The sequence below is a fragment of the Wenyingzhuangia heitensis genome (assembly GCF_011762155.1).
In the GTDB taxonomy this organism is placed as follows: domain Bacteria; phylum Bacteroidota; class Bacteroidia; order Flavobacteriales; family Flavobacteriaceae; genus Wenyingzhuangia; species Wenyingzhuangia heitensis.
In genome coordinates, this window is the sequence record NZ_JAASQL010000001.1 from 1,391,572 (window position 1) to 1,411,770 (window position 20,199).

Below are 20,199 nucleotides of genomic sequence, written 5' to 3' on the forward strand. Positions count from 1 at the left end.
TTTTCTTTAATTCCTTTCTTTTTGTTTTCTGATTTCAATTGAAATTGTATTTTAGCGGACAATCAAAAATAATTACACATAAGTAAATGGCAATATTATCAAAAATCAGAGATCGTTCAGGATTTTTAATCATCGTTATTGGTTTAGCGATGTTTTCATTCGTAGTAAGTCCAAAAGATATCATCGACTTTTTTAGCAATAAAAATAGCGATATTATTGGAGAAGTAAACGGTAAAGAGATTACTTACAAAGAATTTGCAACCAGAGTAGAAAACGCAAAAACGCAAGGAGGTCAATCATCTTATGGTACTTTAACTATAGAGAATATGGTTTGGAACCAAATAGTAAGCGAAAAAATATACGAATCTAAGTTAGAAGAAGCTGGAGTTATAGTAGGTGAAGGAGAAATTTGGCAAGCTATTATTACAAGTCCACAAGTAACAAACTCACCTCAGTTTAAAAATGCACAAGGAGTTTTTGATGAAAATTTGTTAAAAGAATATATTGCAAATTTAGAAGCAGATAAAACAGCAAACGGACAAGCAAGTTTACAAGGATGGTTGAGTTACGAAAAAGCGGTGAAGCAAAACTTATTAACACAAGCTTATAACGAATTAATTAATGTTGGTGTAACAGTTCAAGAACAAGAAGCTGTTAATGATTATGTGTTAAACAATACAAAAGTAAGTGCAGATTACGTTTATCTTCCTTTTTCATCTGTAGATAATACAGAGGTAAAAGTAACCAAAGATGAAGTTGCTAATTACATTAAAGAACACGCTAGTTTGTACGGAACAGAAGAAACTAGAGATGTTAAATTGGTTAAATTTTCTTTTCAAGCTTCTAAGGAAGATGAAGCAGAAATTAAACAAAGTTTAGCAAAGTTAGTAGAGGATAAAGAAGAGTACAATAAAATATCTAAAACAACAGAAGTCGTAAAAGGATTTAAAAATACGACAGATGCTTACTTATTTGCTGATGAAATAGGTTCTGATTTACCTTTAGAGAACAGATTTCAAACAGAAAGTGAAATTCCAACAGTAATTAAAGAAGAAATTACCAATGGAACAAAAGGTGCTGTTGTTGGTCCTTATAAGTTTTCTAAATACTATAAGTTAACTAAAATTATAGATACTCAAAAATTACCAGATTCAGTAAATGCAAGTCATATCTTAATCAACTTTGTAGGAGCACAAAGCGCACAACAAAACACAACAAGAACTATGGCCGATGCTCAGAAATTGGCAGATAGTATTTTAGCAGTTGTTAAAAAATCTCCAAGAAAATTTGCAGATTTGGCTAAGAATTATTCAATAGATCCGGGTTCTGCCTCTAAAGGAGGAGACTTAGGATGGTTTGCATACAGAAGTATGGTGCCAGAATTTAGAGATTTCTGTTTTGAGAATAACAAAGGAGATATAGGAGTGGTAAGAACAAATTTTGGTTTTCACGTTATTAAAATTGAAAATCAAAAAGACTTTAATCAAGCATATAAATTAGCAACTATTTCTAGAAAAATAGAAGCATCAGAAACAACTGAAAATAAAACTTTTGAGCAAGCTGAATTGTTTGCAAATGCTTTAAGAAACGGAGAAGATTTTGATGCTTTAGCAAAAGAAAAAGGATACTCAGTAAGTCCCGTAAATGGATTAAAAGCGTTGGATGTTTATGTAGGTTCTGTAGGAGAAAACAGAAGAATTGTAAAATGGGCTTTTGAAGAAGGTACAGAAATAAACGCAACACAACGTTTTGATTTAGACGAAAAAGGATATGCTGTTGTTAGTTTAGCAGGTAAACAAGAAAAAGGAGTAAAATCAGCTACTTCAGCATTTAGCCAGGTAGAACCCATTTTAATTAAAGAAAAAAAAGCCACTATTTTAAAAGCTAAAATGGAAGCAGGTAGTATAGAAGCTATTGCAAAAGCAAATAATGTAGAGGTAGCTTCATTTAACAATGTAACTATAGGAGCTCCAACAATTACAGGAGTAGGAATAGAACCTGCAGTAGTAAGTGTAGCATCTGTTACAAGTCCTAACAACTTGGTAAAAGAAGTAGTAGGAAACAAAGGGGTGTTTGCAATTGTTACAAAAACGGTAAACAAACCTAAAGAAGAAGAAGCAAAATCAAATATTGAAACGGCATCTTCTCAATTAAAATCTGCTGTATCTAGACAATTGTTTACAGGATTAAAAGAAAATGTAGAAATTAAAGATTACAGAGCTTCTCGTTACTAATCTTTATACAAAATAAGATAAAAAAGAGGCTTTAAAGCCTCTTTTTTTGTACCCATAATCAACCTTTCATACCTTTGTGATATGATAACTCAAGAACAATTACAAAAGCTTGCTGATAGAGTAGCTAAGCTTAAGGATTATTTAGAAATAGATAAAAAAAAAATAGAGATAGCCAATAAAGAAGAGCAGTCTTTATCTCCAGACTTTTGGAATCATCCCAAAGAGGCAGAAGCGCATATGAAAGTTTTGCGTGGAATAAAAAAATGGGTAGATGATTATAACAAAGCTGTTACTTTAATAGATGATTTAGGAGTTACTTTAGAGTTTTATAAAGAAGATGAAGCTACCGAAGAAGAAGTAAGTGAATTAGCTGAAGAAGCAACCACTCTTATAGAGAATATAGAATTTAGAAATATGCTTTCTGATGAAGGAGATGAAATGAGTGCTGTTTTGCAAATAACAGCAGGAGCAGGAGGGACAGAAAGTTGCGATTGGGCGGCTATGTTATTGCGTATGTATACCATGTGGTCTAACAAGCAAGGGTTTAAAATAAAAGAATTAAACATGCAAGATGGAGATACAGCCGGAATAAAGACTGTTACCATTGAAATAGAAGGAGAGTTTGCCTTTGGTTATTTAAAAGGCGAAAATGGAGTACATAGATTGGTAAGAATCTCACCTTTTGATAGCAATGCTAAAAGACATACCTCTTTTGCATCGGTATACGTGTATCCTTTGGTAGATGATTCTATAGAAATAAAAATAGATCCATCAGAGTATACTTTTGAAACCATGAGAGCAAGTGGTGCAGGAGGTCAAAATGTAAACAAAGTTGAAACGGCCGTACGTTTACGTCACTTACCTACAGGAATAATCATAGAAAACTCTGAAACACGTTCGCAATTAGACAATAAAACCAAGGCCATGCAATTGTTAAAATCACAGTTGTATGAGTTAGAGCTTCAGAAAAAAATGGCAGCTCGTAATGAGATTGAAGCCAATAAAATGAAAATTGATTTTGGATCTCAAATACGTAACTATGTAATGCATCCTTACAAATTGGTAAAAGATGTTAGAACGGCTTACGAAACAGGTAACGTAGATGCGGTTATGAATGGAGATATAGATGGTTTTTTGAAATCGTATTTGATGAAAGCAGGACAGCCGGAAACTAAAAATGAATTGTAATAAAAAATAAATGATTAAAATATACCACAATCCTAGATGTGCCAAAAGTAGACAAGGAATTGCTTTTTTAGAAGAGAAAGGTTTTGATTATGAGGTGATAAAATATTTAGAGAACACATTGTCTGTAAAAGAATTAAAAATTTTATTAGATCAATTAGATATAAAGCCAATAGAACTAATTAGAAAAAATGAAGCTATTTGGAAAAGTGATTTTAAAGGAAAAGAATTTTCAAACGATGAATTGATTGAAATAATGGTTAAATATCCTAAATTGATAGAAAGACCTATTGTTGTACATCAAAATAAAGCTGTAATTGCAAGACCCATCGAAAATATAGACAATGTTTTGTAAATAATTCTATTTTTAATACATGCTAAAAAAAGAATCGAAAGTACATACTATTTTTAAAAATGTATCCTTTTCTACGGATGAGGTTGCAAAAATTGAGGCTCATTTTCATCGAGTCTGTTATCGTAAAGGAGATGTTCTATTACGCGCTAAAGACGTAGTTTCTGATCAATATTATGTAGAAACCGGTTGTCTAAGGGTTTTTTATTCTGATGATTCAGGAAGAGAACATACGGTACAGTTTGCAATAGAAGATTGGTGGTTAAGTGATTATACTGCTTTTTTTACATCAGATCCATCTATAATGACTATTGAATGTATACAATCTGCAGTTTTATATAGAGTTTCAAAAGAAGATTTAGACCAACTTTATGTAGAGATTCCTCAATTGGAAAGGTTTTATAGAAAAAAATTAGAAATAGCTTATTCTGTTCTTCAAAAAAGAATTTTAGGATGTTTGTACAAAACAACAAAAGAAAAATATTTAGATTTTACTCTGCTATATCCTAATGTTGAAAAATGTGTAAAGAACTATCACATAGCTTCTTATTTAGGAGTTACCACAGAAACATTAAGTAGAATTAGAAAAGAAATTGCACAAGGCTAATTTCTTATCATAGGTCAAGTTTAATAGAGTGTATCTGTATTATTTTTGCTTACATAAAAATTGATTATGGGATAGAAAATTTATACCATTAAATTTATCTACTATCTACCCAATGAATAATTATAATTGCGATGTTGAGTTTTTCTTAACATCGCTTTTTATTAATTTAGCCTTCTTAATTATTGGGATTTTGAACATAACTGAACACAGACATTTTTTAATTCACAAACCTTATGGATTTATTTCTCAGTTTACCAGCGGAGAAAAATTAGCTCATAAAAAAAAGTATTTAGGAGATTTGTATACAGTACCTAAAGAGACTATGGCTATTGGTAGGTTAGATGAACCTAGCGAGGGGTTGCTATTGTTAACTACAGATGGAAAAGAAAGTGAAAGAGTACGCTCTAAAAGTGTAGAAAAAGAATACCATGTACAATTAGATGGCATAATTACTAAAGAAGCAATTTTATTGCTTACAAAAGGAGTTGAGATTGGTGTAGAAGGAAAGAAATACCAAACGCTACCCTGTTGTTCTAATTTGATAGAAACTCCTTTAAACTTACCTAATAGAAGAAAAAAAGTAAGAGATGATCGTCATGGTCCTACAAGTTGGGCTAGCATTGTAATTACAGAAGGAAAGTTTAGACAAGTTCGAAAAATGTTTTCTGCAGTTGGTTTTCCTGTGTTACGTTTAATACGAGTAAGAGTTGGGCAAATGCACTTAAATCAAATTACAGATGAGGGAATTTTAGAGGTAAGTGCTTTTAATTTGTGATTTCTTATAAAGATTGACCTATTTTTTTGATAAAATTATCTTTATAAGTTAGACCTATAGGTATCCATTTGTCATCAATAATTATTCTATTACGCTGTACAGAATAAATATGTTTTAAAGAAACAATAAACGATTTGTGTACTCTTACAAAATTTACATCTCCCAGTTTTTCTTCAAAACTTTTTAGGCTGCTAAGGGTTAATATTGGCTTTTGTTGATAGGTGTAAATTTTAAGATAATCTTTTAAAGACTCTATATATTTAATGTCATCCAAATTAATTTTAATATTTTCATATTCAGATTTTACAAAAATAAAAGGCAGTTGTATGTTGTTAACTTGAGGCTCTGAACTAGGGTTTTGCGTTAATTTATACAAATCGTGAGCTCTGGTTACAGCTTTGAAAAAACGATGATAGGGGATTGGTTTTACCAAATAATCTATAGCATTTAAATTAAAACCTTCTACAGCATAATGCGTATAGGCAGTCGTAAAAATAAACATGGGTTTGTTGGTTAGAGATTTAATTACATCAATTCCCGAAAAATTAGGCATTTCAATGTCTGTAAAAATTAAATCTATATGTTGTTTTTCAAGAATTTCAATGGCTTCAAAACCGCTAGAACAGGAAGCAATAAGTTCTAAGTAAGAAATTTTAGAAACAAAATCTTCTATCAACTCTACGGCTAAAGGTTCATCGTCTATAATTATACATTTCATGTGTGCTAACTGTTTTTAATTTAAGACTTAAATATACTTTAAAAGAGTTTTTGTCTTGAGTAATGGTTAATTCATGGTTTTTAGGATATAATAAATTTAATCTGTTTTTGATATTATTTAACCCAATTCCCGAATTTTCACTTTTTTTGTTTTGTATAGATAAAGTGTTATGAACATATAAATGTAACACACTATCTACCACCGATATTTTTATTTGAATGTCTGTGTTTCCTTTAAAATCGGTACCATATTTAAATGCATTTTCTATAAACGAAATTAGTAATAAGGGTTCAATTTTATAATTTAAATCGCCAATAATATTTACTCTTATTCCGCTAGAATCCTTTAATCGTAAAAGGTGTAAATCTATATAATTTTGAATATATGCAGTTTCTTTTTTTAGAGGAACTAATTCTTCGTTTACTTCATAAATCATATAACGCATTAATTCTGATAATGTTACAATAGCCGTGGTTGTATCATCAGATTTTTTGTTGGCTAAAGAATAGATACTGTTTAAAGTATTAAATAAAAAATGAGGATTTAACTGAGTTCTTAAAAAAGACAATTCTGAAGTGACTTTTTGTGAGGCTATTAATACTCTTTCTTTTTCTTTTTTATACCATTCCATTATTAAACGGGTACTAGTACTTAGCGCTAAAAATAAAGCGATTAATAAAAAAACTAAAAAAGGAGGACGTTTAAACTCTCTTCCTAATCTAGAAAATTGAGAATTTGGGTTTGACAAATGAAGAAATCTAGGTCTAAAATCACGAAAATTAGGAAGAGGAATTAAAGGCTCTATCACTAAAACAATAGTAAGGTAAAAAAGAATTAACGTAATAATATATATCACAATTTTTCTTTTTAAGAGTAAGTATGGAATTAGAATTAAATAATTAAAATAAAAAACACCGATAGAAATGGCAGTTCTAATAAAAAACTCGTTTGTTATAGTGTTAAACTTTAAATAAAACTGAATTCCAATAATAGAAAAAAGTAAAATCCAAACTAATAAATGAATAAGAATTATATGGGATTTTTTAAGTTGAGTATTCATTTTGTTTACTTTATAAAAAACAAAAAATTGAGAGTTTTTTTGTAAAAGAACAAAAAAACTCTCAAAAGGGGGAATTATTAAGGTGTTATTCTAAAATTAGATTAATCATCTTCGTTTTCTATTTCTTCGGGTCTAAATTCCCAAACATCATCGTAGTAAAAATTACTACTTCTACCCATTAATACATATGTTTTTTCATCAAAAACAAAAGCAGAAGCATCTTGTCTTGCAGAACCTTCAAAATTAGGCATGTCGTCCCAAGTATCTGTTTCTGGTGTATACACCCATGTTTTGGTGCTAATTGTATTGTCTATACCTGTACTAATATATCCTTTTCCGTTAAACGATATTGCAGCACTATTGCTAAATAATATTTGATGATCATTATCGTCATCATCAATATCTGTTAAACGTTTCCAGGTTGTTCCATCAAAAGAATAAAAATCTTCTTCATAGGCACCATTGTGAACTCCACCAACAATATACGCTACATTATTAATTGTAAATACAGAAGCCTCTTGACGTTTTTGTCCTCCAAATCCTAAAGCTTGCTCCCATGTGTTTGTGGTAGGGTTGTATTTCCAAAAGTCTTTTTGTTCGCTACCATCGTATCCTGTTCCAATATATCCGTTTTCGCCAATAGAAAAACCAATAGCATTATATCTTGCCGTACCAGGAAAATCTGCTTTTTGTGTCCAAGAATCAGTTGTAGGGTCGTATTCCCAAAAATCATTTAGTTCATTATCTCCATCATATCCAGTACCAATGTATCCTTTTCCGTTAAGACTAAAACCTACGGCTCCACTTCTAGGTGTACCCGGAAAACTAGTTTTTTCTACCCAAAAATCACTGTCAGAATTGTATTCCCAGTTATCAGTTAAGTAATCATCTCCATCATATCCTGTAATTAAGTACCCTTTGGTACCAATTGTAAAACTTACAGCGCTAGACCTAGAGTCTCCATCAAAAGAAGAACTTTCTACCCAGTTACCCAATTCATCATCATTGTCATCAGAACAACTAGATAAAAACAGTAAAATAAATACAGATAAAAAGGAAATAAGTCTTTTTTGTGTTAAATAGTTCATTTAAATATTTTTTATGTTAGAGTATTTAATTTTATAAAAATCAAAAGTAGGAGTTGTTTTTGTTAATAAAACACAAAATAGATTAACCCCTAAAAAGCATCTACATAATTGATTAAAAATACGATTAAATAGAATTTTAGTTTTTTAAGCCCTTTTTAGTGTTTGTCTATAAAATACAGGTGTTGGTATATTTTATGATTTTCAAATTTTAATCTTCTAATACATTTGTATAAAAAGAAACAATGAAGTTTTTAGTAATAGGTGTCTTAGGATTATTATCCTTAATTTCTTGTTCATCGGAAGAGTTAAGTAACTATACCGTTGGTAGTGATTTTGTTGAAACCGATATAAATATAATAGAAATAGATACTTTTAAAATTAATGCAGGAACTTATAAAATGGATTCTATTGGTACTTCTAGTACAGGTAGAATTTTAATAGGTAATGTAGATGATGAGTATTTAGGTACTATAACAGCACAAAGCTATTTTCAATTACAAAATGCAACATTTACGTTAGATGATAAGGCTGTTTATGATTCTATAGGTTTTGTATTAAATTATGATCAATACTATTTTGCAGATACCACAAAAACACAAACCTATAAAATACACAGAGTATTAGAAACTGTAGAACCTATAGAAGACGATGTCTTTTTTAATACATCAAAACTTTCTTTTGATACGGAATCTATTGGAGAGTTAACGTTTGTACCTAAAATGAGAAAAGATACATTGTATATTCCAATGCAAACTTCTTTAGGAGAAGAACTTTTTAATAAAATAGACGAAGATGAGTTTAAAAACTTGGATGATTTTCTTCAGTATTTTAAAGGATTAACCATTGCTCCAGATACTACTGTTAGTAGTAGTATATTAGGATTTAATTTTACTTCTAGTGGTAATACAGAAAACAATTCGTCTATGCGACTTTATTATTCGGTTCCTGATCCCGGAGGAAATGAAAGAGTAAGTCATTATTTAGAATTTTACATATCTAGTATAGAAAAACAGTTTAACGCTATAACTACAGATTTTTCTACAGCCAAAATAAATGGATTTACCGACGTGGAAACTATTATTCCTACAACAGATTCAGATGGACTTTTTTATAGCCAAGCAGGAACAGGAATTTCTGCAAGAATAGAAATCCCTCATTTAAGAAATTTAAATCAATTGGCAGAATCGGGTACGGTATTAGATGCTCAGCTAAAATTTTATCCCAAAAGAGGTAGTTATACCAAAGAAACACTACCACAATCTTTAGCTGTTTATGTAGTAGATCATAAGAACAGAATATTAAACACATTAACAAATGAAGAAGGAGGTACTGCCTTAGCTATTCTTAATGCACAGAATGATGAATTTGAAAATAACACCTATTACTCGGTAGATTTAAAAGGATTTTTAGCTCAGGTATTAAATGCTAGTGAAGATTTTAAATATGCGTTAATGGTACAATTTTCTAACCTAACAAATAAGGTTGATAAAGTTGTAATAGAAGATAAAGACAATGTAGAATTAAGTGTTAAATACTTAAATTATTAAAAACATGTTTAGATTAATTATAGTATTGTATTTGTTTGGTACCACCTTTGTTTTACAGGCTCAAAACATAAACTCTCCTTATTCTTTATTTGGATTAGGATCCGAAAATAGCATAGCTTCTGGAGGGTTGACAGGTATGGGAAATACAGGAATTGCAGAAAGTGTTTTTAATGAAATAAATCTTTTTAACCCAGCTAGTTTAGGAGCTATGGTTCCCGAAACATTTTTACAAGAATTAGGTGTTAGTGGTTTGTATAGTACACTAAAAAACAATACGATTTCAGAAAGTGCTACCAAAGGAAATGTTTCTCACATTGCTTTTGCTTTTCCTATTAAAAAAGGATGGGGCTTAAGTTTAGGATTATTGCCTTACACCTCTACAGGATATAAAATAGATTTAGAAAATAATGTAATAGGTTCCACAGATACATATATTACTAGAATTACAGGTAGTGGAGGTCTAAACAAAGCTTATATTTCAACAGGATTTAGTATTGGTTCTAAACTACATTTAGGTGTAGATTTTTCGGCCTTGTTTGGTTCTATTAAAGAAGATAGTCAAGTGTCTGTAGGTTATCTTGTAAATGTAAATGACACTAAACGTTACAATGGTGTGGTTTTAAAAACAGGATTTCAATACACCATGTTTCAAAATGAAAATAACAAAACGGTGTTAGGTGGGGTTGTGGAATTACCTACTACACTAAGCGGAACCCAAACTAGAAATTCATTTAGAACTTCATCCGCAGGGATTGTTACTGTAATTGAAGAAGAAGAAGAAACTGATTCAGACAATGTGGAGCTTCCTTTGTCTATAGGTTTTGGTTTAAACTCTACCTTTAAGCAAATAAAGGCAAACCTAGACTTTAAAAAAACTTTTTGGAATAATACTAGTCAAGATTTAAATGACGAACTTTATGTAAACCAAACCATATACGCATTGGGTATGGAGTTTCGTAGTGCTAAAGCATATAGCAGAATAAGGTACCGAGTAGGTGTAAATTACAACTCTGGTTTTTTACAAATATCTAACACACAAATAAATAGTTATTTTGGTTCTGTAGGTGTTGGTTTCCCTATTAATAAGCAAGGAGGAGATAGAGTTAATATTTCTTATTCTTACGGAAAAGAAGGGAGTATTAATGATGGGCTAATTCAAGAAAACTTTCATAAATTAAGTTTAAACTTTAGTTTTAATGGCAGCTGGTTTAAGAAAACTAAAATTAATTAAACTTCAAATAAAAAAGCCTCACAAATTGTGAGGCTTTCCGAACTGGGAGGTTCTTTGTACTTTTATTTTTCAAAAAGTACAATGCTTTCTATATGAGCGGTGTGTGGAAACTGATCTACCAAACTCATTTTACTTATTTTATATCCTGCTTGTCTTAAAATTTCTGTATCTCTAGCTTGTGTTGCTGGGTTACAAGATACATAAACCATTCTACTAGCACCAATTTTAATTACTTTGTCTAAGGTTTTAGGAGCAATACCGGCACGTGGTGGATCTAAAACAATAGTTTCTATTTTTCCTTTGTATTGTGGATATTCTACTAAAAACTTACCTACATCGGCAGCATAAAAATCTACACCTTCTATTCCGTTACGTTTGGCATTTTGTTTAGCATCTTTAATTGCATCTGCAACAATATCAACCCCAATAATTTTTGTTCCTGTGGTTTTAGAGGCTAGTATTTGACCAATAGTCCCGGTTCCACAGAACAAATCCATTACAATTTTTCCGTTTACTGTTTCTGCTTTTTCCAAAGCGTAATCTATCACTTTGCTGTATAGTTTTTCTGCAGATTTTGGATTGGTTTGAAAGAAACTTTTCATCGATATTTCAAAATTTAATCCCAACAAGTTTTCTACAATTCTATCTTCTCCAAACACCAAACGTTCGTTACCTGTAACGGCCAAAGTTCGGTCTCCAATTTCATCGTTGGTTGTGTGAATCAATCCTGCAATTCTATCACTAAATAATTCTTTTAACAAGGTTACAAATCCATCCATGTCAAAATGTGATAATTGTGGAGATGTAGTTACCAAATTACATAAAATCTGATTTGTTTTATAGGTCTTACGAATGACAAAATAACGAAAAAATCCTTTTTTTTGTGGAGCGTGCCAAGGTTCTAAACCAGAGTCTATACAAAATTGACGGATCTCTTTTAGTTTGTTTTCTACTTCTGCATCAAACAAACCAGAATCTTTGTCTAGATTTTCTGCACACCACCAAGTTCCACGTTTTTTAAATCCTAGAGCAAACTCGTCAACGTCTGTTTTTTGTTCAAAATCATAACGAATGGCAGAAAAACCATATTCCATTTTGTTTCTGTAATGAAATACTTCTGGTGATGCAATAAATTCATCAAACAAGTCTTCTATATTTTCTACCTTACCAATACGCTTAAACAATTCTAGTGTGCTTTGTTTTTTGTATTGATGTTGTATGTCTATAGGTAACTTAATATAAGGAGCTCCCGGAATTGCTTGAAAAGGTACTTCTACCTCTTGATCTGATGGTTTTAAAACTTCAAACAACTTAGCTTCTGCATATTGTTTGCTTGTCTTTTTTATCTGACATTTTACCGTTTGACCGGGTAAAGTGTTGGGAACAAAAACTACAAATTGTCCGTTTTCGTTTCTTATTCTTCCTATTCCTTTTCCTCCAAAGGCATAGTCTTCTATAGTAATAGAGATAATTTCACCTCTTTTTACAAACTTGTTTCGTTCTCTTCTTGGCATTTGGCAAATTTAGCTTTTTATTGGCATTTTAAAACTAGAGAATCCTAAAAATTTAATTCATAAAAACAATGTAAGCATTTAAAGAGGTTGCTATCAACAGCCAAATAAAATAGGGAGCTATAAACAGGGAACTGTATTGCAAACGCTTTAAATTGTTAAAAAGAAAATAAGTAACTACAATAGTAAGTGCAGTTATGGTTATTAAGCCTGCTATAGTTTGATGTAAATAGAAAAAAATAGGATTCCAGCTAGCGTTTAAAATCCATTGAAAAATAAACAAAGTAACTATTGCTTTCTTGTTATTGTATTTAGGGCAAAGTTTAGCCATGTAAATTGCAAAACAAATCATAATTGTAGACCACGCAATGCCAAATAAATAACCGGGAGGAGTCCAAGGGGCTTTATTTAGGTTGGCATACCAATCTGAATTGACTCCTGTTTTTGTAAACAATCCTCCAATAGCTAAAGCGGTAAAATTGATAATTAAAAATAATAGGATTCTTTTAAGCATAGCGTTGTTACTTTTTTATTATTTCAAGTACAATTTCATCAATACGTTTCTGTCTAGTTTCTGGTTTTTTTGCAGACATAATTTTATACAGCATAAGTTTACGAACAGATTTGCTAAGGCTTAAAAAAATCTCTTTTGCATTAGGGTATGTACCAAGAGCTATTTCTAAATCTGATGGAATAATTAAAGCTTCTACAGCATCTAAAATAGTCCAAGAACCGTTTTGTTTGGCAACACTTATACTGTCTAACCCAGCTTGAACCATCAAGCCTTTTTTAGACAATACTTCTATTTTAGTTTTATTTACTTTGGACCAGTTGCTTTTGGGTTTTCTTTTGCCAAAATACTGTTTGTATTTTTGTGAATCTATTGTTTTTTTAACACTGTCAATCCATCCAAAACAAAGAGCTTGGTCTACAGCTTCACTCCAAGTAAGATTAGGGGTTTTAGAACCTTTTTTATAAATAATTAACCAAACTGAATCTTTTTCTAAATGATTTTCTACAAGCCACTGTCTCCATTCTTGTTGGTTTGCAGGACAAAATTCAGCTTGCGTTAAATTAGTCATTAGGAATAATGTTGTTGGTTTGTAATAGGTAGTCTAAGTAGTTTGTAATCAGTTTGTTTTGACTGCTTAGTAATTTTAATTCGGATTCTATTAGTTTTTCCTGTCTTTTGTTAATTAAAAACATAGAACTTTCTCCATAATTAAACTTAGTACTTTCTGCATCTAATAATCTTTTGTAACCTTTTATATTTTGCTCTAACAAATTAATTTGACGAGATAAAGCAATTTGATTTTGTTGATTGGCAACAATTTTATTCTGAACTTCTGTTCTTTTGTAAGCAATTTCGTAATTAATTTCTTCTATTTTGTATTTACTTTCTCTATATTTTCCTCTTTCAGATCTAAATAATAAAGGAACGGTTAAACTAGCTGCCCATTTGTAATTGTCTACGTCAAAATTGGGGTTAAGGTTGCTGTTTGTAGTACTAAGTAGTTGATTGTATTTTAATTTTAACTTAGGTTTTAACTTTTCTCTATTTAGTTTTTGTTTTAACAGTAAGACTTCTTTTTTTCCTACTTTTTCTGCAATTAAAGGAATGCTGTCTAAATTGTTTGTTAATTTAATTTGATTGTTCTCCGTAGCAATGGTTTGTAACTCGGGTTCTATATTGTTTTTTAAACCAATAGGTCTATTGTCTAACCACAGATTATTTTCAACTTTCAACTTTTTTTCGGTTAATAATTGTTGATATTTAATTAAATCTATTTTGCTGTTTTGCAAATAAACATTGGCTTCTAAAGTATCTATTGTTGTTTTTTCGCCATTTTGTAAAGCTGTTTTTGTATTGTTTAAGTATCGCTGACTTAGTTGTAAATTTTGCTCCATTATTTTATAAATAGATGCATATTGTTGCCATTCTGCATAGGCAATAGAGGCAGTAAAAATAAGTTCGTTTAACAATTGTTGCTGTTGGTTTTTAGCAATTTGTTGATATACTTTGGCTTGTTTTAAAGCGGTTCTACGTGTGTTGGTTAACAAACCTTGCAATACATCTACTTCTAATCCAGCACTCCACAAGCCACTACCTGTCGTTTTATTTTCAGGATTTAAATAATATCCAGAATTGTTGTCAAAACCACCTGTAATATTTACACCTATGGGAGTAGGAATTGTAATTTTATTTTTAAAAATAGTATAATACTCTTTGTCTTTAAATTGCTTTTGATCTATGCTAGAAATCAAACTAGGGTCAAAACCTCCTTTGGCAGTTAACAATTTAGCTTTGGCAATTTTTTCTTTTAACAGGGCACTTTTAGCAATAGGATGCTCGTTAATAATATTAAAAATATATTCTTTGTAGCTTAATAAAGGTTCAGTAGTTTGTGAAAAACCACTTATTGACAACAATAAAATAAGTAAAGAAATTAATTTGCTCATTATTTTACTGATTTAATTGGTGCCTTCTTTTTAACTTCTTCAGACTCTCCACTTTGTTTTTCTTCTCCAGATCTATAAAAATCAGGAGGAAATCCATTTAAGTTTCTCCATAACTCATACCAAATAGGTACATCGTTTAACAAAATAAATGTATAAGTACCTGTTCCTACTCTTAAATTGTCTGGCCATTCTTTTGTAGTTTCATCAGGAGCAATTAGGATTCTGTATTTTCCGTTGTCGCTAATATGTTGATCGATTGCAAAAATTTTACCAGAGAATATTCCTGTAGATTTTTCTGGCCATCCGCTAATCACCAAAGCAGGCCACCCGTCAAAACGCAATCTAGAATGATCGCCAATTTTTAACAAAGGTAGGTCTTGTGGCTTTACATAAACTTCTACAGCCAAATCATAAGCAGCAGGCATAATGGTTAAAATATCGGTTCCTTCTTTTATCAACTGACCAGTTCCTTTTTTTATAGTTTTGGTGATGTAACCGTTGGTAGGAGAGGTAATGTAATACAAATTTTGTCTTTGCTGATAATTACTTAGTTGATTTTTAAGTTTAGACGTATTAGAGGTTGCTTCTAATTTAGCAGACAAAGCACTTTGAATATCTGAATTGGCCTTAGATATTTTTTGACTGTAATCTTGTTCCGTAGAAGACAACTCTAATTTATAATTAAGGAACATGTTTTTCTGATTCTCTAACTTGTTTTGTTGAGAAAGATAGTTTGCATATGCTTCTTGTTGTTTTAGTTCTTTTTCTTGCAAATCAGACAAAGACTTTAAACCTTGCGTGTGTAATTCTTTTGTTCTGTTGTATTGATTGCTAGCAATATCATTTTTAATTTTATATGCGTTTAAATCAATACTATCAATATTAATTTTGTTTTTGGTTTGTATTATTTTGTTTTTAACCTGTTCTAATTTCAGCAATTTACTTTCTTTAATAGAGGCTAGTTGAGATTTTAAAGCAATTACTTTATCATCATAAGAAGTAATACTTTCTGATTTTGCATTTACTTGTTCTTGCGTTCTAGAAATTAAATTAGGGTCAAAATAATCATTTTTTACTTCTGTAATATAAATTAAGGTGTCTCCTTTTTTTACAAAATTCCCTTCTCTTACATACCATTTTTCTAATCTACCAGATATAATAGATTGTACAGGTTGTGGTCTTTGTTCTGGTAATAAAGTGGTAACATACCCTTTTCCTTTTATGTTTTGAGTCCACGGTACAAAAAGCACGATTATTAAAATAATGATAAGACCCATACCGTAGTAAAACCTTTTTTGGGAATAATCTTTTTTATTTAAAAATTGGGAAGATTTATAACTATCAAGTCTTATAATATTCCTGATACTGTTTTCAGATATATTTAACATAGCTTATAGTTTTATAATTTGATTAGATTTTTCTGCCCAATATTGATAATCTGCAATTACAATAACTGTCCATGTTTTTGATGGATTCATAATGTAATCAATAATGGCTCTTTTTTCGTCTTGATCTACAAATTGCAAAGGATCTTCTAGCAATAAAAGTTTAGGATTTCCTACCAAGGCTCTGGCTAATATTATTTTTTGAATAATACTTCTTGGCATACGTCTACCTTCAGAGTCTACTTCGGTAACCATTCCTTTTTTAAGTTTAGAAATGTAGTTAGATAAGCCTAAAGAATCAAGAATTTCGTTTAGGTTATTTAGGTCTACAGTTCTATTCATTAAAATGTTTTCTTCTATAGTTCCTTCAAACAAACCTGTATTTGGAGTTATAAATCCAATGTGATTGTTGTATGAATTGTGAGAGTAGTAATTAGAGGGTCTGTTGTTAATTAACACTTCTCCTTTATCTATACCGTGTATTCTAGCTAAAATATTTAATAAAGTAGATTTCCCTTTTCCGGTCTTTCCTTTTAGCCAAACTTTTTCGCCAGAGTTTATTTTAAAAGAAAAATTATCAAATAAGAAAAGGTCTTCGTTAGGGTATTTAAAGTGTAAATTATTTACTTCAATAGACAATCCTTTTTCTGTGTTTAACTCACCTAGTTCCGTATCTCTATCAATTTCTAAATCGGTAACGTAACCAATTTTGTCTAGAGCTGTTAATACGTCATAAATGGTTTCTATAATTCTAATAACCTTTTCTACAGAGTTGATAATTAAAATGATAATAATTTCTGAGGCTACAAACTGACCAATATTCATTTGTTGTTGAAATACCAAATAACCACCTAACACCAAGAGTCCTGCAGCTACCCATACCTTAAAACCTATAAAAAGGATAAACTGTTTAATTAATACCTTAAAATGTTTTTCTCTACTTTCTAAGTATTGTGCATTTATGGTATCAGTCTTTTTTAAATGTAGGTTTCCTTGGTTGTGAACTTTAAAAGATTTTGTGTTACTAGCTATTTCTTCAAGCCAGTGAGCTAAACTATATTTGTATTTACTTTCTTTAATGCTTGTTTCAAGTCCTTTAGGTCCTGTTATTTTAAAAATTAAGTAAATAATTAAAATTAATGTAACTCCAAGTAATATAAAATAAGAGCTGTAAAAAGTTAAAAGAATTAAACCAAAAACAATTTGAAAAACAGCTAACGAAAAATCAATTAGTATTTTAGGCAATCCTTTTTGAATGGTTAGTACATCAAAAAAACGATTGACCAATTCTGGAGCATGAACTTTGTCTAAGCTTATTTGCTTTATTTTTGGAATTCTATAGGCAAATTCAAAAGCAGATTTGGCGAAAATATCTTGCTGAATATCTTCTACAATTCTAAGTTGACTAATTTGTATAACTCCTGCGATGGCAATGCCTATTAATACAAACACAACCAAAACGACCCAAGATGTGGTTAATTCTCCTGTTTGTAAATAATTAATAATAGCTTGTATTCCTAAAGGAAGAGACAAGTTTACAATACCACTAATAATAGCGTAATAGTAAATAAGTCGAATTTGTTTTTTATAAGGGTTGATTAATCTCCAAAATCTGACTAGAGGCGATAAGGTCATAAAATTTGTTTTTCACAAAAATAACAAACACTTTTTTTAGCAGGTATTAAAACCTGTTTATTTTGCTTGATATATTTGCTAATATGTTAATAATATTTAGTTGATAACCATAAGGGGTTTAATCCATTTTAGGCAGTAACTTTTATAATAAATATTGGGTGTAGTACTAAGATGCAATTAGCAATTAGCTAAAAGGAATATAGATTTTTATAAGCAAATTATGCTTTTGGTGGAGGGGTGTCTAGCTGATAAAATCCGGTTGTTATTTGTGAAATAAGTTTTGGAAATTTTTGCTTGACTATTTTAAGGGAAAGTTCTGTTTTATACACAGGAATATGAGCAGAAATCATTTCAATTTCTTCATCTTCATTTTGTTTGTTGTCTTCGGTTTCGTTGTCATCATATTCTTCAATAGCATTTTCATAGCCCAAGACTTTTTCTAAAATAACTTCAACGATACTTTCTTGTTCGTTAATAGCTAAGTTTTCCGGCATACCAATAAGACTAGAGTCTGGCATATCTATACAGATATTCAGCAAATGAAGTCCCATAATCCCGAATAGAATTTTGAGATAGATACTATTTCTTAAAGAATTTAACACGTCCCAAATATAGAAATTGAAAAAAGTATACAAAAGAAAACAACTTACTAAATTGCAGGTGCTCTCTTATAACTGTTATACTTGTTTATTATTGTATTTATCATCTACAGCTTTAAACCTATATTTAAAAATGCTGTTTAACTGTTTTTTTATAAAAAGACGGTTGGCAATAGCTCCTAAAAAACCAAATGGAGGCTGATACGTAACAATGTCTTTCATGTAAACACCACCATCTCTTTCTTCTAATATATGTTGATGATGCCAAAGTTTGTAAGGACCAATACGTTGTTCATCTACAAAATATTTTAAAGGGACTACGTGTGTAATTTCGGTAACCCAAGTGGTAGGGATGCCTAGCAACGGTTTTACAATGTAGCTAATAATCATTCCTTCATACATTTTATCCTCTTTGTTGTCTGATGTAATATCAAACCCCATATGCTTTGGAGTAATTTCTTTTAGGTTTTTTGGAGATGACATAAAATCCCACACTTCTTCTAAACTTGCATTTATAAATTGTTCTCTTTTTAATTGATAAAAGGCCATAGTTTTTTAATTTTTTAATTGTTCTATTTCTTGTGCAACTTGTTCCGCTTCTGCAATTTTAGCATCACTTTTACTTCTGTTAGTTGTTGATAGTTGATGAGCCTCTTTTAACAATAATTTGTATTTAGATTCTAATTTATCTAAAGGATTTTTTTTCTTGAAATATGATAACATAATAATTAGCTGATGAGTGTGAATTTACGAATGTATTGTATTTTGGTGGCTAGTTTTTCTGCTTCTTTAATTCTATCATAAGCAGTGTTTTTATTAATTTTTAGAAACTGAATAGATTCTTTAATTAATTTTTGATGTTTTGTTTGTAATACTTTAATTGAATAGTTTTTTAAAATAGTAATCATAAATGTGTTAAATTTTTAAGGTTGACATTCCTCCGTCAACTCCTATAATTTGCCCTGTAATCCAATTTGCTTTTTCTGAGGTAAGAAATGCTACCATGTGAGCAATATCTATAGCTTGTCCAACTTTTTTTAAAGGATGCCTTTGTGCGTTGGCTTCTAATTTAGCATCGCTACTTAATAGTTTACTTGCTAAAGCAGTTTGTGTAATTGATGGAGCAATACAGTTAACACGTATGGTTGGAGATAGTTCTGCAGCCAAACTTTTAGTAAGACCTTCTATAGCTCCTTTAGAAGCCGCTACCTGCGTATGAAAATTAAAACCATGTTGTACAGCCACGGTAGAAAATAAAACAATACTTGGGTTTGTACCCTTTTTAAGAACCTTTAAACATGTCTGGATTGTTTTGATCGCTCCAATAACTTGTAAATTATAGTCGTCTAAAAAATCTTGAGGTTTGATTCTTGCAAATGGAAGTAAATTAATGCTCCCGGGGCAATATACAACTCCGTCTAAACTTTCTGGAAGAAAGTGCAAATCTAAGGTATTGTCTAAAATATTAAGTTGATAGAAATCAACACCTGTAATATTTGTAGGATTAGTGGTGTTATAAGTCCCAATAACATTATGTCCTTCTTTTGCTAAAAGACTGGCTGTAGCTTTTCCTATTCCCGATGATGCTCCAATAATTAAATATGTTCCCATAAGTTACCTTTTTGATGTTTTATTTAGTGTACTATTTTTTTTGTAAACTGCTTTTAAAATTAGAGAGTCTTGTTTCAGTTCTCATTATTAAATAACTTTTTGTTTTGGTATGTGTAATTAAAATTGAATCGCTTCAAGTGGAATTTAACCTTCCAAAACCATTTGTATAATTTTATCTGTTTTAACAATTGTAAGGTTATT

Annotated in this window: 21 protein-coding genes; 7 read left to right on the forward strand and 14 right to left on the reverse strand. The window is 30.5% G+C overall.

Translation table 11 applies throughout. From position 1 onward, the window contains the following. The first annotated feature begins 86 nt into the window (after positions 1-86). The 5 genes from FHR24_RS05930 to FHR24_RS05950 all read left to right on the forward strand — a co-directional run bounded on the left by FHR24_RS05930 (position 87) and on the right by FHR24_RS05950 (position 5,153). Positions 87-2,234 (forward strand): peptidylprolyl isomerase, encoded by a 2,148-nt coding sequence (locus tag FHR24_RS05930; protein WP_167185298.1) that lies wholly within the window; start codon positions 87-89, stop codon positions 2,232-2,234. Positions 2,235-2,315: 81 nt separating this feature from the next. After that, complete coding sequence (gene prfB, locus FHR24_RS05935; protein ID WP_167185301.1) at positions 2,316-3,422, forward strand: peptide chain release factor 2; 1,107 nt, start codon at positions 2,316-2,318, stop codon at positions 3,420-3,422. A gap of 10 nt (positions 3,423-3,432) precedes the next feature. Further along, positions 3,433-3,774, forward strand: coding sequence for an arsenate reductase (glutaredoxin) (gene arsC / locus FHR24_RS05940; protein ID WP_167185304.1), 342 nt, complete (start codon positions 3,433-3,435; stop codon positions 3,772-3,774). A gap of 19 nt (positions 3,775-3,793) precedes the next feature. Continuing rightward, a complete protein-coding gene (locus tag FHR24_RS05945; RefSeq protein WP_167185307.1) occupies positions 3,794-4,378 on the forward strand; it encodes a Crp/Fnr family transcriptional regulator in 585 nt (194 codons plus the stop codon). Between the two features lie 112 nt (positions 4,379-4,490). After that, positions 4,491-5,153: a pseudouridine synthase gene (locus FHR24_RS05950; protein WP_167185311.1), complete on the forward strand. Its 663-nt coding sequence runs from the start codon at positions 4,491-4,493 to the stop codon at positions 5,151-5,153. A gap of 4 nt (positions 5,154-5,157) precedes the next feature. On the opposite strand, the gene FHR24_RS05955 is transcribed toward FHR24_RS05950, so the two are convergent. The 3 genes from FHR24_RS05955 to FHR24_RS05965 form a co-directional block, all read right to left on the reverse strand. Then, positions 5,158-5,871, reverse strand: coding sequence for a LytR/AlgR family response regulator transcription factor (locus tag FHR24_RS05955; RefSeq protein ID WP_167185314.1), 714 nt, complete (start codon positions 5,869-5,871; stop codon positions 5,158-5,160). Next, positions 5,846-6,931: a sensor histidine kinase gene (locus FHR24_RS05960; protein ID WP_167185317.1), complete on the reverse strand. Its 1,086-nt coding sequence runs from the start codon at positions 6,929-6,931 to the stop codon at positions 5,846-5,848. Before FHR24_RS05960 ends, FHR24_RS05955 begins: the two co-directional genes overlap by 26 nt. A gap of 101 nt (positions 6,932-7,032) precedes the next feature. Then, positions 7,033-8,019, reverse strand: a complete 987-nt coding sequence (locus FHR24_RS05965) for a Kelch repeat-containing protein (protein ID WP_167185320.1) — start codon at positions 8,017-8,019, stop codon at positions 7,033-7,035. A 242-nt stretch (positions 8,020-8,261) separates the two neighbouring features. On the opposite strand from FHR24_RS05965, the gene FHR24_RS05970 reads away from it, so the two are divergent. After that, positions 8,262-9,566 carry a DUF4270 family protein gene (locus FHR24_RS05970; RefSeq protein WP_167185322.1) on the forward strand — a complete coding sequence of 435 codons (1,305 nt, stop codon included), beginning with the start codon at positions 8,262-8,264 and terminating at the stop codon, positions 9,564-9,566. 4 nt (positions 9,567-9,570) lie between these two features. Further along, positions 9,571-10,797, forward strand: coding sequence for a hypothetical protein (locus FHR24_RS05975; protein ID WP_167185325.1), 1,227 nt, complete (start codon positions 9,571-9,573; stop codon positions 10,795-10,797). A 62-nt stretch (positions 10,798-10,859) separates the two neighbouring features. Here FHR24_RS05975 and rlmD read toward each other — a convergent pair whose 3' ends face one another. From rlmD to FHR24_RS06030, 11 genes are all read right to left on the reverse strand, one after another. Further along, a complete protein-coding gene (gene rlmD, locus FHR24_RS05980; RefSeq protein WP_167185328.1) occupies positions 10,860-12,311 on the reverse strand; it encodes a 23S rRNA (uracil(1939)-C(5))-methyltransferase RlmD in 1,452 nt (483 codons plus the stop codon). 52 nt (positions 12,312-12,363) lie between these two features. After that, positions 12,364-12,822: a TspO/MBR family protein gene (locus FHR24_RS05985; RefSeq protein ID WP_167185331.1), complete on the reverse strand. Its 459-nt coding sequence runs from the start codon at positions 12,820-12,822 to the stop codon at positions 12,364-12,366. Positions 12,823-12,829: 7 nt separating this feature from the next. Further along, positions 12,830-13,390 (reverse strand): YdeI/OmpD-associated family protein, encoded by a 561-nt coding sequence (locus tag FHR24_RS05990; protein WP_167185334.1) that lies wholly within the window; start codon positions 13,388-13,390, stop codon positions 12,830-12,832. After that, positions 13,383-14,768 carry a TolC family protein gene (locus FHR24_RS05995; RefSeq protein ID WP_167185337.1) on the reverse strand — a complete coding sequence of 462 codons (1,386 nt, stop codon included), beginning with the start codon at positions 14,766-14,768 and terminating at the stop codon, positions 13,383-13,385. The genes FHR24_RS05990 and FHR24_RS05995 overlap by 8 nt, the downstream gene beginning before the upstream one ends. Then, positions 14,768-16,045 (reverse strand): HlyD family secretion protein, encoded by a 1,278-nt coding sequence (locus tag FHR24_RS06000; protein ID WP_317166183.1) that lies wholly within the window; start codon positions 16,043-16,045, stop codon positions 14,768-14,770. Before FHR24_RS06000 ends, FHR24_RS05995 begins: the two co-directional genes overlap by 1 nt. A 114-nt stretch (positions 16,046-16,159) precedes the next feature. Beyond that, entirely contained in the window at positions 16,160-17,788 is a 1,629-nt protein-coding gene (locus tag FHR24_RS06005; protein WP_167185343.1) for a peptidase domain-containing ABC transporter, read from the reverse strand. Positions 17,789-18,006: 218 nt separating this feature from the next. Beyond that, a complete protein-coding gene (locus FHR24_RS06010) occupies positions 18,007-18,339 on the reverse strand; it encodes a hypothetical protein (protein ID WP_167185346.1) in 333 nt (110 codons plus the stop codon). A gap of 126 nt (positions 18,340-18,465) precedes the next feature. Continuing rightward, positions 18,466-18,936: an SRPBCC family protein gene (locus FHR24_RS06015; protein WP_167185350.1), complete on the reverse strand. Its 471-nt coding sequence runs from the start codon at positions 18,934-18,936 to the stop codon at positions 18,466-18,468. A gap of 6 nt (positions 18,937-18,942) precedes the next feature. Next, the gene (locus tag FHR24_RS06020) at positions 18,943-19,110 is read right to left on the reverse strand and encodes a Lacal_2735 family protein (RefSeq protein ID WP_167185353.1); all 168 of its coding nucleotides are present in this window, start codon (positions 19,108-19,110) and stop codon (positions 18,943-18,945) included. 5 nt (positions 19,111-19,115) lie between these two features. Continuing rightward, positions 19,116-19,295 carry a hypothetical protein gene (locus FHR24_RS06025; protein ID WP_167185356.1) on the reverse strand — a complete coding sequence of 60 codons (180 nt, stop codon included), beginning with the start codon at positions 19,293-19,295 and terminating at the stop codon, positions 19,116-19,118. Positions 19,296-19,302: 7 nt separating this feature from the next. Continuing rightward, positions 19,303-19,998: an SDR family NAD(P)-dependent oxidoreductase gene (locus FHR24_RS06030; RefSeq protein WP_167185359.1), complete on the reverse strand. Its 696-nt coding sequence runs from the start codon at positions 19,996-19,998 to the stop codon at positions 19,303-19,305. Positions 19,999-20,199: the final 201 nt, after the last annotated feature.